Source organism: Gracilibacillus halotolerans (genome assembly GCF_014206945.1).
In the GTDB taxonomy this organism is placed as follows: Bacteria; Bacillota; Bacilli; order Bacillales; family Amphibacillaceae; genus Gracilibacillus; species Gracilibacillus halotolerans.
Genome location: NZ_JACHON010000001.1, coordinates 717,718 through 733,658 on the forward strand (window position 1 = coordinate 717,718; position 15,941 = coordinate 733,658).

The 15,941-nt window shown below is 36.2% G+C and carries 15 protein-coding genes, 1 riboswitch and 1 other annotated feature (1 of these 17 running past the window's edge); all 15 genes read right to left on the bottom strand.

Going from position 1 to position 15,941, the window contains the following annotated elements; translation table 11 throughout:
- Positions 1-210: 210 nt before the first annotated feature.
- On the bottom strand, positions 211-765 hold the full coding sequence (gene radC, locus GGQ92_RS03640; RefSeq protein WP_184244622.1) for a RadC family protein: 555 nt from the start codon (positions 763-765) through the stop codon (positions 211-213).
- A gap of 193 nt (positions 766-958) precedes the next feature.
- Positions 959-1,795 (bottom strand): hypothetical protein, encoded by an 837-nt coding sequence (locus GGQ92_RS03645; protein WP_184244624.1) that lies wholly within the window; start codon positions 1,793-1,795, stop codon positions 959-961.
- Between the two features lie 121 nt (positions 1,796-1,916).
- Positions 1,917-2,468 (bottom strand): hypothetical protein, encoded by a 552-nt coding sequence (locus tag GGQ92_RS03650; protein ID WP_184244626.1) that lies wholly within the window; start codon positions 2,466-2,468, stop codon positions 1,917-1,919.
- Entirely contained in the window at positions 2,455-2,994 is a 540-nt protein-coding gene (locus tag GGQ92_RS03655; protein WP_184244628.1) for a hypothetical protein, read from the bottom strand. Before GGQ92_RS03655 ends, GGQ92_RS03650 begins: the two co-directional genes overlap by 14 nt.
- A 15-nt stretch (positions 2,995-3,009) precedes the next feature.
- Complete coding sequence (pilM, locus tag GGQ92_RS03660) at positions 3,010-3,963, bottom strand: pilus assembly protein PilM (RefSeq protein WP_184244630.1); 954 nt, start codon at positions 3,961-3,963, stop codon at positions 3,010-3,012.
- A gap of 6 nt (positions 3,964-3,969) precedes the next feature.
- Positions 3,970-4,722 (bottom strand): prepilin peptidase, encoded by a 753-nt coding sequence (locus GGQ92_RS03665; RefSeq protein ID WP_184244632.1) that lies wholly within the window; start codon positions 4,720-4,722, stop codon positions 3,970-3,972.
- Between the two features lie 116 nt (positions 4,723-4,838).
- Positions 4,839-5,207, bottom strand: coding sequence for a prepilin-type N-terminal cleavage/methylation domain-containing protein (locus GGQ92_RS03670; RefSeq protein WP_184244634.1), 369 nt, complete (start codon positions 5,205-5,207; stop codon positions 4,839-4,841).
- A 79-nt stretch (positions 5,208-5,286) separates the two neighbouring features.
- Positions 5,287-5,370: riboswitch (cyclic di-GMP riboswitch) on the bottom strand.
- A gap of 92 nt (positions 5,371-5,462) precedes the next feature.
- On the bottom strand, positions 5,463-6,665 hold the full coding sequence (locus GGQ92_RS03675) for a type II secretion system F family protein (RefSeq protein ID WP_184244636.1): 1,203 nt from the start codon (positions 6,663-6,665) through the stop codon (positions 5,463-5,465).
- Positions 6,666-6,680: 15 nt separating this feature from the next.
- Positions 6,681-7,700, bottom strand: a complete 1,020-nt coding sequence (locus GGQ92_RS03680) for a type IV pilus twitching motility protein PilT (protein ID WP_184244637.1) — start codon at positions 7,698-7,700, stop codon at positions 6,681-6,683.
- Positions 7,701-7,710: 10 nt separating this feature from the next.
- The gene (locus tag GGQ92_RS03685) at positions 7,711-9,336 is read right to left on the bottom strand and encodes a GspE/PulE family protein (protein ID WP_184244639.1); all 1,626 of its coding nucleotides are present in this window, start codon (positions 9,334-9,336) and stop codon (positions 7,711-7,713) included.
- Positions 9,337-9,363: 27 nt separating this feature from the next.
- Positions 9,364-10,509, bottom strand: a complete 1,146-nt coding sequence (locus tag GGQ92_RS03690; protein WP_343068751.1) for a pilus assembly PilX N-terminal domain-containing protein — start codon at positions 10,507-10,509, stop codon at positions 9,364-9,366.
- A gap of 6 nt (positions 10,510-10,515) precedes the next feature.
- Positions 10,516-11,001, bottom strand: a complete 486-nt coding sequence (locus GGQ92_RS03695) for a PilW family protein (RefSeq protein ID WP_184244643.1) — start codon at positions 10,999-11,001, stop codon at positions 10,516-10,518.
- Positions 10,998-11,450, bottom strand: coding sequence for a type IV pilus modification PilV family protein (locus GGQ92_RS03700; RefSeq protein ID WP_184244645.1), 453 nt, complete (start codon positions 11,448-11,450; stop codon positions 10,998-11,000). Before GGQ92_RS03700 ends, GGQ92_RS03695 begins: the two co-directional genes overlap by 4 nt.
- Positions 11,451-11,639: 189 nt before the next feature.
- The gene (locus GGQ92_RS03705; RefSeq protein ID WP_184244647.1) at positions 11,640-12,929 is read right to left on the bottom strand and encodes a bifunctional folylpolyglutamate synthase/dihydrofolate synthase; all 1,290 of its coding nucleotides are present in this window, start codon (positions 12,927-12,929) and stop codon (positions 11,640-11,642) included.
- Positions 12,930-13,008: 79 nt separating this feature from the next.
- The gene (locus GGQ92_RS03710; RefSeq protein WP_184244649.1) at positions 13,009-15,657 is read right to left on the bottom strand and encodes a valine--tRNA ligase; all 2,649 of its coding nucleotides are present in this window, start codon (positions 15,655-15,657) and stop codon (positions 13,009-13,011) included.
- Between the two features lie 119 nt (positions 15,658-15,776).
- Positions 15,777-15,941: a binding site (T-box leader), on the bottom strand; it runs 64 nt beyond the window's last position.

Genomic DNA, 15,941 nt, shown 5'->3' on the forward strand with positions numbered 1-15,941 from the left:
TGCAATGGCGCACCCGCCGCTCATCCGTTTAGGCTTCAAGCAGTTTAGCCTTTGCCATACATCATTTGGTCTGAAGAACTGAATCGGATCGATAGCATTTCCGTCTCTTCTCCTTTTCACATCATGCTATTGTCCCTGTATTGAGTTTCCTCTCAAGGTAAGATGCTGACCATGGAACATTGCAAGGAGTTCCAGATTACTTAGTAATCACTAATGCAAGACACCGTATAGGCGCACACCAGAAGGGTGATTATGCGCGCAAATAATCGATGCAGCGGAACGTTTGACAGCTTCGCGGAAAACTTCTCGGGGGTGGACGATTGAAGCATTAAGGCTACCAATAAATATTGTTTGACGATGAATAATTTGGTTTTTCGTATCGAGGAAAATAACGACAAAATGCTCTTGTTTTAACCGGCACATATCCTCCATTAAATAATTTGCTCCATCCTCAGGCGAACGTATCACCACCTTCTCATTGTTACGATAAGCAAAAATTCGTTTCCCAAACTCTCTAGCTGCTAATACATTTACAGCTTTCACTGTTCCAATCCCATTTAGGTTCGTTAGCTCCTCAATCGTAACATCCTGCAGGTTGTGGATCCCTTGCCAGTTTTGCAGTACCTTTTCGGCGAGTTGAAATACATTTTCTTGCCTTGTTCCAGTTCCTAACAAAATCGCTAGTAATTCCTGATTCGAAACATTTTCAGGACCATGTTCGATAAGTCTCTCTCTAGGTCTGTCTTGTCTGGGTAACTCCTTCATTCTTGTTTTTAGCTCGATTATCCTTCCCTCCTTTCTAGTATGTTTTATTCTAGGACGTATTTATTGGAACAACAACTATGCATTCATAATGAATTGAGTATTCATTCGGCTTTATTTCAGCAAAACGAGCTCTGGAGAAATTAAAAAAATTGCCGCTTAGGATGCGACAATTTTCATTTTTATATCATTCTATTTATTTACTTATACCTACTAAGCTCTTCCAAGCTTCGAGTACTTGGACCATTTTTTCCGCTTCACTATTTTTCTCTGCAACAGCTAACGATTGAGTAACAAAATCTTCTAGACTCGAATGTGGGTTTTCTGGTTTTTTCTCTAACCATTGTTCCCAAGCCGTTGTATTCCCCTCTGATAATGTCGTTGTAAATACTTCGGGAAAAGCAGTTAGCCAATCACTAGAAGCCTCGTCTATATCAATCGAAAATTCAGCCGTTGTCCACAGTTTACCAGAATAAAAATTTTCATTATTCTCTAAATCAGCCTGATGAAACTCTTTTGAACCTGCCTCTGTACCCGCAAGATGGACAAAAATATAATACATTTCCTCATGGTACCAGATAGAATAAGGTAAATTAAAAGAAGCTAAATGGGAGTCAAAGAAATTTTTCGCATTTTCCTCACTAGAGAAAACGCCAGCCTGAATAACATAGCCTTGTAAAGTAGGGATTTGCAGCCGCACTTGGGTACTTTCTGTATTACTTACCGCTTCATTCGCAATTGCTACAGAATGATTCGCGTCATTTTCACTAGCAGAAAAAGCTTCTGGGTCTAGATCAATAAACATCTTCATAATCATAATTCCTAAACCGGTCCCTATTACTATTGCAGTAACTGCCGATAGGATAAATGATTTATATTTTTGAAAGAAGGAGCTTTTCTTCTTGTGTACCGGTTCAGGTTCAGTAGGCAGGTAATCTCTTTGGAAAACATTTTCTTCTTCAAAGCTATCTTTTCTAGTAGTGGAGTTTTCAGTAGATATTGGATACGTAATAGTTTTACTCTTTTTTGGCATGTCATTCCCTCTTTTCGCTACCTTTTCTATCACCCTATCATACGAGCAATGCAATGTAAGAGGAAATTTGTCAAGATTCTGAAAAAGTATTCATCATAATAAGACAAAAAAACAGCCATCATTAGGATGGACTGTTTTCCATATATACTTTTAGTTTTTGACTGTTTGGATAATGATAGCTATTCAATAGGAGGGACGCTTGCCAAGCTTGCTCACCTATCCTTGTTACGACGGCTTCATTTATAGAGAAAATCCGCTCATTCGCTTCTATTGACTCCATAAAATCCAGTAATTCTTGTTCAGATTCACCCGAGATTGAAAGAGTAAAGGTAGATACTTCTATACCTTCAGGCAGCTCTTCATCCACTGTCGCATCCGTCTTAGTTAATTGATTTATTTGGATGTTAAGAGCCTCTCTCTCAGCTTCTATTCTCGTTAGTATATCTTTATGATTCTGATCCACCGGCAATTTATGAAACATCGTAATATCTTCTTCTATGTCGAATTGCGTTTGATTGGCGATCATGTTTTTTTGTTTTTCTCTTTCATTTGACACTTCTTCAAAGTTATCTAAACTATCCTTAAGAAAGAGATAGTACATCCCAATGGAAAGTAAAAAGCTTAAACCGATTATTAAAAATAATACTGCCGTATGCGTTCTATTCCACTTCATTAGTTACCTCCACAATAAAGCCGTCATGGTTAACATGAAGATTTAGGGCGATCGTATTTGGCTCACCATACATTGTTTCAATAATTTCTATTGACTCTATATAACTTTTTTCTTCCCATTGTTTCATTAATTGAGCGATTAACTCAACTTCCTCATATGTTAATTGAATAAACCAGATATCTTCTTTCATATAAGCTATCTCATGATAATTAATTTCACTAGGAACAAGAGCTAACATCTCCGTATAAAAGTAATGCATCAGAAATTGATTATCTCGTATTGTATCACTGTGTCGCTTGTGATTTTGATATGTTTGATGCATTAATTGCTTATTTTGTGCTTCTGTTTCAGCAACTTTATTCTGCTGAATTTCCTCTTGTACTGCGTTAGCTTGATGATCGGTGATCAACTTCAATCCAAAGCTACCAGCTATAACAAGTATAAATAGTAAAATACCAATACCAAATAAAAGATAGTTGGAATAGTTTTTTTCTTCTCTTTTTATAAAATTGATGTTTACTGTCATTAGCCTTGTTCCCTTCTAAACATCTCTTCCTACCAAACCTAAGACATCCGCAAATTGTGGCGGGAGATTTACTTCTTCTGTTACTGAATGTAGGGATATAACTGGTAAAGAGAAAGAACTCTCTAGCATATTTACTAATGGAACGGTACCTCCATGATCACTATAAATTGCAAGCTTCGTAATACTCCGATCACCTTGATGGACCGTATATTGATAGAAATTCATAAAACGTTCTACACTAGCAATTTGATTTTCAAGTAATTGTTGGGCATTTTCCGACGTGCGAAGCCAGGGATTAGATGTTTCACTAATTGGATTAGTAGCTGGATTAAGCGCAATCGAACGTGTAAATAAAGGATAACCATCCGTCATTGCCGTTAAAGTCATTGTATCTGCATACAAGCTAATTAGTAGTAAATCACTAACATTGCCACCCTCTGATTTTTCGATGAGACGGTGCAACGCTAATGGAGAGAGATCTGCAACAATTGGTTTCAACTTACATTCGCGGAAAACAGACAGATAATCATCTAAAATATCCTTTGGGTACGCAAAGACAAGTACTTCCTTCATCCCTTCTGTTTCTTGAAGCACTTTAAAATCAATCGCTGGGTTGGAAATCGGTAAATGATAGGTGCTTTCGTTATTTAATAGAATATACGGTTCTATTTCTTTTTCATCTAACTCAGTTGGAACTTGAATCTTTCGAATGTTTATATGAGAATCATGGACAAAAAAAGAGACTGTTGCTCCCTTCCATGTATTCTCCTGAACCATATTCATTAGAATCATACGTAATTTTTCTTGATCAACAATAACTCCGTCCTCGATAATTCCTTCATCGATTGGGATTTCTTGATGAAATGTTACCTGTCTTTTTTCGTGATTCGGTGTAACGATGATTCGAAGATAAGTATCTCTTATAGAAATAGATAAATGCGATTTAGTAAAAAGTGCGATTAGAAGCACCTCCCCTTAGAAGAGTTCAAAATACCATGCAAGTAAACCTTCGCCAAAAAAATACGTAATAAGCGAACCGATAATAATAGCAGGACCAAATGGAACTGCTTTTTTCCATCCTTTTTTTGAGCCAATGATTAGTGGCATTGAGTAAAGTAAGCCAACCAAATTGGCAAAGAAAAACGCAAGTAATACATTCGGAAATCCAAGTATAATACCAATAACACCAAAGAGCTTCATGTCACCAGCTCCCATACCACCCCTAGACAAAAGAATGATAAGAGCTATGATACTAAATCCGACGAATCCACCAACCCATGGGGACCACCAAGAGTCAAGCGGTTCGATAATACGTAATACAACAAAAAGAGGAAGGAAAAATAATAAAACACGGTTAGGGATGAGCATATACTTCAAATCCGTAACCATCAGAATCATAAACATACTAACCATCAATAATGCTGTAAGTAATTCCATTCGAAACCCTAGATGTGTGTAGCTATATGCAAATAAACAACCAGTTACAAATTCCATCGTTGGATATAACGGAGAAATTCGCTTTTTACAATGTCGACATTTTCCTTTTTGAAAGAGATAGGAAAAGATTGGGACTAACTCTCTAGCGGATAAAGTATGACGACAATGAGGACAAAACGAACGTTGTTGTTCAAATAGCTTCTCCTTCTTCGTACGTAAACCAACGACATTGAAAAAAGAGCCAAACACGATTCCTATAATAAAAAAATAAATGGTCCATATAATTTCCATCGTTTCACCTTTATATAAGTAGAGACCCCATGAGCAAAGTTATGGGATCTCAGTAATAAGATAGCGATATTTTATTCAAGAAGTAATATTGATCTAATTTCTAATATTTCTTGCTTCTAATTTCCAGTTTCGTCTTCGTCTTCATCTTCGTCTTCATCTTCATCTTCATCTTCGGAACTTCCCAGTTCAGATAACTTTGTAGTTTTGTAACCCGCCAATGCTTTAGTGTCTTCAAGATAGCCTTTGCTAATTAGGTCTCCAACAGTTGTGATGCCTTCTTCATCATTAACTTCAGCTAGTCTAGCAGCATCATGAATTAACTCAATTTGATTATCCTTGTTATCGTCTTTGGCATTATCAATAATATTTCCAATAGCTGGGATTGCGATAGCTAAAATAATTCCTAAAATAACGATAACTGCAAGTAACTCTACTAACGTAAAACCTTTCTCACTTTTCTTGAACTTACTAACTAATTGTTTCATTCTTTTCACCTCATTAACTTATTTTTATCCTAGTGCTTCATTGCTCTACTCCAAGTCAAACTAAAGATGTCCATGTACATCGATAGTAAGTCGGTTGCACTACTGGCTCCTAACTATTCAAGTGCCCAGATAAAAATAGTTACTCTTCGCCTCTTCCTATCAATCTAGTTATTTATCATCAGTTAACTAGATTACTTATAAGCATATTATACTAACTAGATTAACTTAAGTCAATAGTTTTTTCCTAATTTTTACCTATATTTCGTTAAATAAGGAGAACATTGGTAGAATTATAGATAAAACGACCGAACCCACTACAATTGCAAGAAAGATAATAAGTAATGGTTCTATTAATGCCTTTAACTTTTCGGAGGATTCTTCTAACTCTCTCTCATAAAAGTCCGCTACCTTTTTTAACATTTTCTCTATTTCTCCAGAACGCTCTCCAACATACATCATCTGTGTAACAAAACTAGGAAAAATCCAACTATGCGCTAATGTAGTAGATAAGCTTTTCCCTTCTTGGATTGACTGGTGGCTATCTGCTATAACTTTTTTCATAACTTTGTTGTCGATAACTTTTTCTGTGATGCTGATAGCCTGCAATACAGGTACCGCACTCGATAATAACATGCTCATAGTTTGGGTATACCTAGCTAAAAGTGATTTTTGGATAAACGTTCCAAAGATCGGCACTTTGAGTTTCCATTTATCTTTTAAAAAAGCAAATTCCTCATTTCTTACCGCCAAGCGATATAGAACAAACAAAAGTCCAATACCTAGTAAGATTGTCCACCAATAATTCCCTAGAAATACGCTCGTATCCGATACAAATTGTGTAAATGCAGGTAATTCACTACCGTTGTCCTCAAACATTTGCGTAAAAATAGGAATGATAAAAATTAGTAAGAAAGTAATGATTAGCATCGAAAATGTCCCTACTACTATTGGATACGTTAATGCCGTTTTTATCTTTTGATTTAATTCGTATTGCTTTTCAAAATATACTGCCATCTCATCCATTACTTCATCCAAATTACCACTTACCTCTGCTGCCTCTACCATATTAACAAGTAACGCTGGGAATATTTTCGGATAGTGGCTCATTGCAGTTGATAGTTTGGATCCAACTTCTAGATTTTGTTTGATTTCTTTTAATGTTTGACTTAATACTTTATTTGTCGATTGCTCTGCCAAGGCTCCTGTTGCTTCGGCTAACGGAATTCCAGCGTCAATCATTGTTGCGTACTGTCTTAGAAAAATAACAAAATCTTTATTTTTTACCGGATTACCAATATAAATGTCTTTATATAAGAAAGGGTTTAACTGCTTAATTTGAAAAGCTGTAACCCCTTGGTTTCTTAATAAAACATTGGCTTCTTCTTTCGTATTTGCTTCTATTTGTCCTTTTCTTAGCGAGCCGTCTTCCTGTCTGCCTTGGTATTGATAAATGCTCAAATGGCCACCTCCTTCTTATTCCAGTAGTTCTAACGATTTAGATGATATTAAATTGGCTCTCACTAATCTCTCTACATCTGTTCTCATTAAATGCATTTGTTCTTCTTTAGAGGTTTGGATAACATTCGGTATTTGGTGCATCTTTTCATTTCTGATTAAGTTTTGAATTGCAGGTGTATTAATTAATATTTCTGTTGCTGCCACTCTTCCTGGTTCATCGATTCGAGGAAATAGTCGTTGTGAAATAACCGCTTCTAGTACACTAGCTAACTGAATTCTAATCTGTGATTTTTGCTCTGCTGGAAACACATCAATAATACGATCAATCGTCATGGCAGCATTTGTCGTATGCAAAGTAGCTAAAACAAGGTGGCCTGTCTCTGCTGCTGTGATAGCTGTAGAGATTGTTTCCAAGTCTCTCATTTCTCCAACCATAATGACATCGGGATCTTGCCGTAAGCTAGCACGTAAGCCTTTTGCAAAAGTTGTTACATCTAAATCAAGCTCTCTTTGAACGATGATAGAATTCTTATGCTTGTGTAAGTATTCTATTGGGTCCTCAAGCGTAATAATATGTTTGGCACTCGTTTCGTTCATATAATCGAGCATTGCTGCAAGGGTTGTACTTTTACCACTGCCAGTAAGTCCTGTTATCAGAATTAAACCTTTCTGTTTCATGGCAAGCTTTTCTAATAATTTTGGCATTCCTAATTCTGTCAAACTAGGTATCTTTGTAGCAATAATCCTAATTGCTAGAGCAATACTATTTCGCTGATAAAAAATATTAACACGGAATCTACTTACTGATGGAATAGAATATGATATATCGATGTCTCTTTTATCTTGGAAGGTAGCCCATTTCTCCTCACCAATAATTTGTTTCGCCATTGTCTCGGTATCACCGGGAGTTAAAGGTTTTTCACCTCGTTTAACTAAATCTCCGTTTATACGAAAAACAGGCACCTCTCCTACTGTTAGATGTACATCAGAAGATTCCTGATAAAATGCATTTGTAAGAATTTGATCAAGACTCATGTCGTATCCCCTATTCTTCGTTCACTACTTTCAACACTTCTTCTAATGTTGTTTCTCCCGTTTTAACTTTCTGTAAGCCGTCTTCAATTAAGAATATCATTCCATTTTTAGTCGCAATCTCTTTTAATTGTGCAACAGATTGATTTTGTTGAATTTGTTCTCGAATTTTTGGTGTAATTTCAAATATTTCGTGGATTGCCATTCTTCCTCGGAATCCTGTTTCCTTACATTGATTACAGCCTAAACCATAATAAATTTCTTCAATCTCAAGTCCATGACGATGGAAAATATCTTTTTCCATCGCTGTCGCAGGACGCTTCTGCTTACAATCCGGACAAATCTTTTTCACAAGTCGTTGCGCAACTGTTGACACTAGTGAGGAAAGGATTAAATAAGGCTCAATTCCCATATCTATTAATCTAGGAATAGCTGCTATAGCACTATTTGTATGAATCGTACTAAAAACTAAATGACCGGTTAACGCTGAACGAATAGCAATTTCCGCCGTCTCTTGATCCCTTATCTCACCGACCATAATAATGTTAGGGTCTTGACGTAATATCGTACGTAATCCCTTCGCAAATGTAAGACCTACTCCACTATTTACTTGGACTTGATTTACCCCATCCATCTGATATTCTACTGGATCTTCAACAGTGACAATATTAACATCCTCTTTGTTTAACTCATTTATAGCTGCATATAATGTTGTCGTTTTTCCAGAGCCTGTTGGTCCAGTTACAAGTACTAATCCGGATGGCTTCTTTAATGTGTTTCGGAGGATTGTCTCATTAGTAACACTCAAGTCTATTTCATTAATCTTTTGTAACGCGTCTGTTAAATCTAGAATTCTCATTACGACCTTCTCGCCATGTATCGTAGGTAAGGTAGAAACTCGAAGGTCAAACGGCTTGCTGTCAATCATAATCCGTATTCTTCCATCTTGAGGTAGTCGTGTTTCTGTTACGTTTAAATTAGACATAATCTTAACTCGGGCCGTTAACGCACTCTGGATAGTTTTAGGAATATGTTTATCAATGTGAAGAATTCCATCTACTCGATATCGAACTGTAACGCCTGTTTCTAACGGATCAAGATGAATATCACTCGCCTTCATTAAAACACCTGTTTGAAGGATTTGATCAAGTAAACGAATAACAGAAGTGTTGTCTTCCGGATTCACTTCTAAATCCCATTCATTCCCCATATCATACAGCTTACTTGCAGTTTGCATGATGTCATTCTTTGTAGCAACAACCGGACGAACAGTAAATCCAGTGGATAATTCAACATCTTCTATTGTGAAATAATCCATCGGGTCATTCATTGCCAGTACCAATGTATTATCTTGTAATTGTATCGGCAAAATCACTCGATCCATCGCAATGTTTTTAGGAATCAAGTTTATTAATTTCTCATCGATTGGATATCTAAATAACGAAATACTTGGAATATTCAAATGAATTTCCAATACTTCTAGTAATTGCTTCTCTGTTATATAACCTTGTTCAACTAATGCGTCACCGAGTTTCTGATTCGATTTACGACTCTCTAATGCGTTAATGATATCTTCTTCTTGGACGATACCTGCTTCTTTTAAGATATCCCCAAGCTTTTTACGTTGTTGAATTGGCATGACTGTTCCCCCTCTCCATATCACCTTTTACTTTATTTCAATTGTCGGCGCTGTAATAATCTCTCGTCCATTATTATCTTCTACTGGAAAAGAAATTATGTTACTTACATCAATATTCTCCCCATTATTGACAACGGCACCGTTACCTTCTAATGTTTTCGCTATGACTATACCCTTAATTGTTGGATTCCCACTAGTAGTTACATCTGAATTAGGGGCTATTATACTCCCTACCAGAACATTGCCCCCGTTAATTTTTATTTCTGAATGACCAGCATAATAAATAGTTAGTTGATTAGCATCACCATTATTGTTTAAATTTTTATTAAGATTAATATTTTTACGTATATAGAGGTTAACCTTTCCATCTCCCTTAACCTTAATATTGGCATTCGAATTGAAATCATCCACAACTATGTTCATAGTCTTATCTTTAGTATCTATATTTAATGTCTCATTAATAGAATCATAAAATATTGCCTCCTCTGGAAAGGAACTAACAAGTTCCTCTATTTTATTCGATAGTTGGTTATACCAATTTATATCATATTCGTGTGGCAAAGGAGCCATTTGTGAGTCATTCACTTTATGTCTTGGTACAAAAATGGTACCTTTTATAGCTTTATCCAATGGATTAGCTATAACTACTCCTGATAACACATAAATATCTCCATTAATTTCACCAGAGTTTCCATTCTTTCTAAATTCATCTCTAAATATCCCACCCACTCCTTCGGGCAAGTTTATAGTTGATGATTCATCCTCTTCAAATTTTATAGTAAATTCTTTAGATACCGCTCTCTCCTGCTCTCCAATTTTACCTGTTGATTTAATAACATAATCATATTCTTGATCTTCCTGTTTTTCCAGCACTACCTCAGCACTAGGTTGCTCACCAAATTGCTCTTCAAACTTAATGTATTCGAATTCTATTTTTTCCCCTGCGCGCATATTTATTAGATCATCTATATATGAATCAATGTCATAGAAAGCTTCATTAGCGCCTGCTTCCGCTATATAGAAAGCAGCTTGTTGCTTCTGATCAACTTTAGATAATTTCACATCAGAATATGTGTAAGCCATTAAAGAAACTCCTAGTATAGTAAAGATAAGGAACACGAGTAATGTATAAACTAACATTCCGCCTCTTTCATTTTGGAAGTAACTTTTCATATTTATCTACTCCCTAAAGTAAATAGTAGAAGTTAATTCTGCTATTTTCCCTTGTTTATTTTGCTCACTTTCAATCGTGAGTATAATATATCTTTCCGTACATACTGTTTTATCTGTACACAAGTCCACATCGAATGTTGCTATACCTTTCGTTAAAACTGCTCCATCTAATGTAATCGTGCGACTCTGTTCGTCCCAGTGATACGTTTTATCTCCATCTATAGTAAGAGTATTATCATTAAATTCAACTGGATTATCTTCTTGATTTTCTAGATTTTCTCCATCATTGCTAAATGTTACCGTTCGTAACTGTTGTGTGATGGACGTCATGGCGAGTCGTACTTCTTTTTGATGGTTAACAGACTCTGTTTGTGTGTTGTATTGTTTTTGCGCGAAAAGGTGGACGGAACCAAGTAAGATAATAACAAGACTCGCTAATGTAATAGCTGCTAACAACTCTACTAATGTAAAACCTCGTTGATTACTCTTCACCTTCCATCCTCCCATTCTATCTTCGTTTCCATTTTTGCTTTTAATTTACTATTTTCATAAGCTTCAATAATAATTTTATACATATCTACATCTTTATTATTTTTATCTTCATCTTTTATCACTCTTAATTCTAAATAATAGGGTGTTTCTATTTTTTTAAATTTATACATATTTGAATTGGATTGATCTTGATACTCAGGATCATCCCGTAGTTGTTCCACCGCTATATTTAACGTTTCAGCCTTACTTAAATTCAGGATATTTTCCATTTCACTTTGAACGACGTATGTTGCATCTGTTATTTGTGCGGAGGTATTCTGAGTTTGTTGGGAGTGAATAAAAAAGGAAATGGATACCATTACTATAAGGGAGATAAGAACTATAGAAGCTAACACTTCTACCAATGTAAAACCTTTTTGCTTGTCCATATTCGACTTTTCACACACCATTCTCTCCCCCTTATTTTTTACTATGTTTTGAAGATATTATATCATACTTTTAGCCCTATTTAATATAAAATATCATACTATAGTTGCCTTTATCATCATTTTTTGGAAGTTTCATGAGTTTTTATAATCAAAAAAGCTAACATCCTATTGTGGATATTAGCTTTACATACATGTAGATTGTACTATGGATTATTTTGAACTATTAGTTAGTAACGTCTTTATGAAACTGACAAAGTGTAGGGAACCAACAAAGATTATGTTCTTATCTTTTTTAGTAGCTTCAGCGATTACTTGATAAAGTGTAGATTGACTTTCTATTATCTCGATGAAATCTTGGTTGTTTAACGCCACATAGTCTGATTTTTTCATGGAACGTGGATGCTTAAATTCCATCGCGTAAATTGTTCCAAACTTATCCTTCAATAATTCCAACATTCTTTTTACACTCTTATCTTTAAAAACACCGATAACTATGACAACATCTTTTACTAAGAAGTGTTTGTCTACTGTTTGAATAAACTGCTGTATCCCTGCTTCGTTATGTGCTCCGTCAACATACACAACTGGATTAGAACTGATTTTTTCCATCCTGTAAGACAGAGATGCCTTACGAAAACTCGCTATCAACTGACTCTCTTGTAAGTTAAAACCTTGCTCTATCAATAACTCACAAGCCATTAACGCCAAGCTAGCATTGTGGACTTGATGCATCCCTAGCATAGAAATTTCCATTACTTTCTTATCGATAGTACTTTGCCAAACAAATACTTGCTTGCCTTCGTCATAACGAATGTTAGTTGCTTGAAACTCCTTACCGTATTGGTAGATTGGCGACTTATTTTTGCTTGCTGTCTCTTTCACTACAGACAGTGCTTCTTCATGCATTTCTCCAATAATTACTGGAATATTCCTCTTGATAATACCTCCTTTATGTGTTGCAATATCCTTTAACGTAGAACCTAAAAATTGAGTATGGTCATACGATATATTTGTGATGATTGTTAGTAAAGGCTGTACACAGTTCGTAATATCGTCTCGACCACCCATTGCTGTTTCGATAAGCGCGATATCCACATTATCTTTAAAAAACAATAACGTAACTACCATTAAAATTTCATACTCGGATGGATTCAATTCTAGGTCATCCATTTCATAAATGATTGGAAGGAGATCGTTTAAAATCGCTAGGAACTCTTCTACATCGATTCGTTGATCATTCAATAAAATGTGATCTAACAATGTTGGTAAACCAGGGGAAACGAATGAGCCGACTGTATAGTCAGCATCCATCATTACTTGACGGAGATAGGATAACGTTGAACCTTTCCCATTTGTCCCCGCAATATGAATAACAGGAAGGTCTCTCTCAGGATGATTTACTTTATCCAATAAATAGTCTAATCTCTCCAAACCTAGCTGAATACCTAACTTCCTTCGTTCCTCAAAAAATTCCTGTAGTTCTTCCATATTACGAATCATTGTCTCACCTCTACTTATAGAAAAAAAGAAGCTGTCTTAAAGGTCACTAGTTGTAAACCTCTTTAGACAGCACATTTTTTTATTTCAATTCTGCAATACGCTCTTTTACTTTCGCTCTTTTTTCTATATAATCTTTTTGTTTTTCTTTCTCCGCTTCTACTACTTGTGCTGGAGCTTTGCTAACAAACCCTTGATTAGAAAGTTTTTTGTCGACGCGCTCTACTTCTTTATTAAGCTTATCGAGTTCTGCTTCCAATCGAGCGATTTCTTTGTCGATATCAATTAAACCTTCAAGTGGTAAATAAATCTCTGCACCTGACACAACAGCTGTCATTGATTTATCTGGTGCATCCATTGCCGTATCAATTGTTAACGTGCTTGGATTACAGAATCTATCTAAATAATGGCGATTCGCTTCTAACTGATTCTTGATTTCTTCGCTGTTTGCTTCGATGAATATTGGGATTTCCTTGGATAGTGGCGTATCTACTTCTGCACGAATGTTACGAACAGAACGAATAATAGCAACTAACCGTGTCATTTGATTGCTTGCATCCTTATTACTAAGTGATGGATCAACAGTTGGCCATGATGCTGTTACAATCGACTCTCCTTCATGTGGTAACTGTTGCCAAATCTCTTCTGTTACAAATGGCATAAAAGGGTGCAGCATACGCATGATGTTATCTAGTACATGTGCTAAAACGGAGCGAGTTGTACGTTTTGCCTGTTCGTCCTCACCGTAAAGTGGAAGCTTCGCCATTTCGATATACCAATCACAAAACTCATCCCAAATGAAATTGTATAGGTAACGAGCTGCTTCACCAAAGTCATATTTATCGACATTACGAGTAACTTGTTCAATCGTCTCGTTTAATCGTGTTAAAATCCACTCATCTGCAACCGATTTTTTACCTGTTAAATCAATTTGTTCATGTTTTAATCCTTCTAGATTCATCAATACGAATCGAGAAGCATTCCATATTTTGTTAACAAAGTTCCATGTTGATTCGACTTTTTCCCACTGGAATCGTAAATCCTGACCTGGACTTGAGCCAGTTGAAAGGAAGTAGCGTAAGGAGTCTGCGCCATATTTTTCAATGACTTCCATAGGATCTACTCCGTTACCAAGTGACTTACTCATCTTTCTACCTTCTGCGTCACGTACTAAACCATGGATTAAAACATCTTTAAATGGTCGCGTATCATTAAAGTGTTTCGATTGAAAAATCATACGTGCTACCCAGAAAAAGATAATATCATAGCCTGTTACAAGAACGTTTGTAGGGAAGTAACGCTTAAAATCCTCGTCCTCTTTGTTTGGCCAGTTTAGCGTAGAGAATGGCCATAAGGCAGATGAGAACCATGTATCTAACACGTCAGGATCTTGTTCCCAATTTTCTATGTCCTTTGGTGCTTCTTTTCCTACATACATTTCTCCTGTTTCTTTATGATACCAAGCAGGAATACGGTGACCCCACCACAATTGTCTCGAAATACACCAGTCACGGATATTATCCATCCAATGTAAATACGTTTTTTCAAATCGTTCTGGTACGAAATGTACTTTTTCATCATCTGATTCGTTCTGTAAAGCAACAGCTGTATCTGCAAGTGGCTGCATCTTCACAAACCATTGAGTTGATAAGTACGGCTCAACAACCGCTCCACTTCTCTCAGAATGACCAACTGAATGGACATGCTCTTCGATTTTGAATAATACGCCTTGATCTTCTAAATCTTTTACGATTTGTTTACGACATTCAAATCGATCCATACCTTGATATTTCCCAGCGTTATCATTCATTGTGCCGTCTTCATTCATAACAAGAACTCGTTCTAAATTATGACGATTACCGATTTCAAAGTCATTTGGGTCATGAGCAGGCGTAATTTTTACCGCGCCGGAACCAAACTCCATATCGACATAATCATCCGCAACGATTTCGATTTCTCTACCAACAATCGGTAACGTAACTTTTTTACCTATTAAATGTTGATAACGCTCGTCTTTCGGATGAACCGCTACAGCCGTATCACCTAACATTGTTTCCGGACGCGTTGTCGCCACTTCGATATGTCCGCTACCATCCGCTAATGGATACTTCATATGATAAAAATGTCCAGTTACATCTTTATAAATAACCTCGATATCGGAGAGTGCAGTTTTTGTAGCTGGATCCCAGTTAATAATGTACTCACCACGATAAATGAGTCCTTCTTCATACAACTGCACGAATACTTCTCTTACCGCTTCAGATAAACCTTCATCAAGAGTGAATCGTTCACGAGAATAGTCAAGTCCTAAACCTAGCTTGGACCATTGCTCACGGATATGTCCTGCATACTCTTCTTTCCATTCCCACGATTTCTCTAAAAATTTCTCACGTCCTAAATCGTAACGAGATATTCCTTGCTCACGGAGCTTACCCTCTACCTTTGCTTGAGTTGCAATACCAGCATGATCCATCCCTGGTAAGTAAAGTACGTCATAGCCTTGCATTCTTTTTACTCTCGTAATAATATCCTGTAACGTTGTATCCCAAGCATGACCAATATGAAGTTTACCAGTTACATTTGGTGGTGGAATAACAATCGTAAATGGTGATTTTGTTGCATCTCTTTTTGCTTCAAAAAATTTACCATTTACCCAATAGTCATAGCGACCTTTCTCAACTGCAGTTGGATCGTACTTTGGTGGCAAATTCGTTTCATTTTGTTTTGACATGTTTATCCTCCTATATCAGTTTTATCCACTTTTTCATTACGAAGTGTGTCTGTTAAAAAATATGTAATTATTGCATTTCGTGTACTATCTTATTCCAATAAAAAAATCTTCTCCACCCTAAAAAGGACGAAAAAGATTCTATTTCGCGGTACCACCTTTGTTCATGAATAAGCTATCTTACTCATACCCTTGACTCCATAACGGTTCTAACCGGCTTTACCTACTACCTTCAGTAAAGCTGCATCTAGGGCTACGTTCCTTTATCTTACTTCTAGAAAATCTCA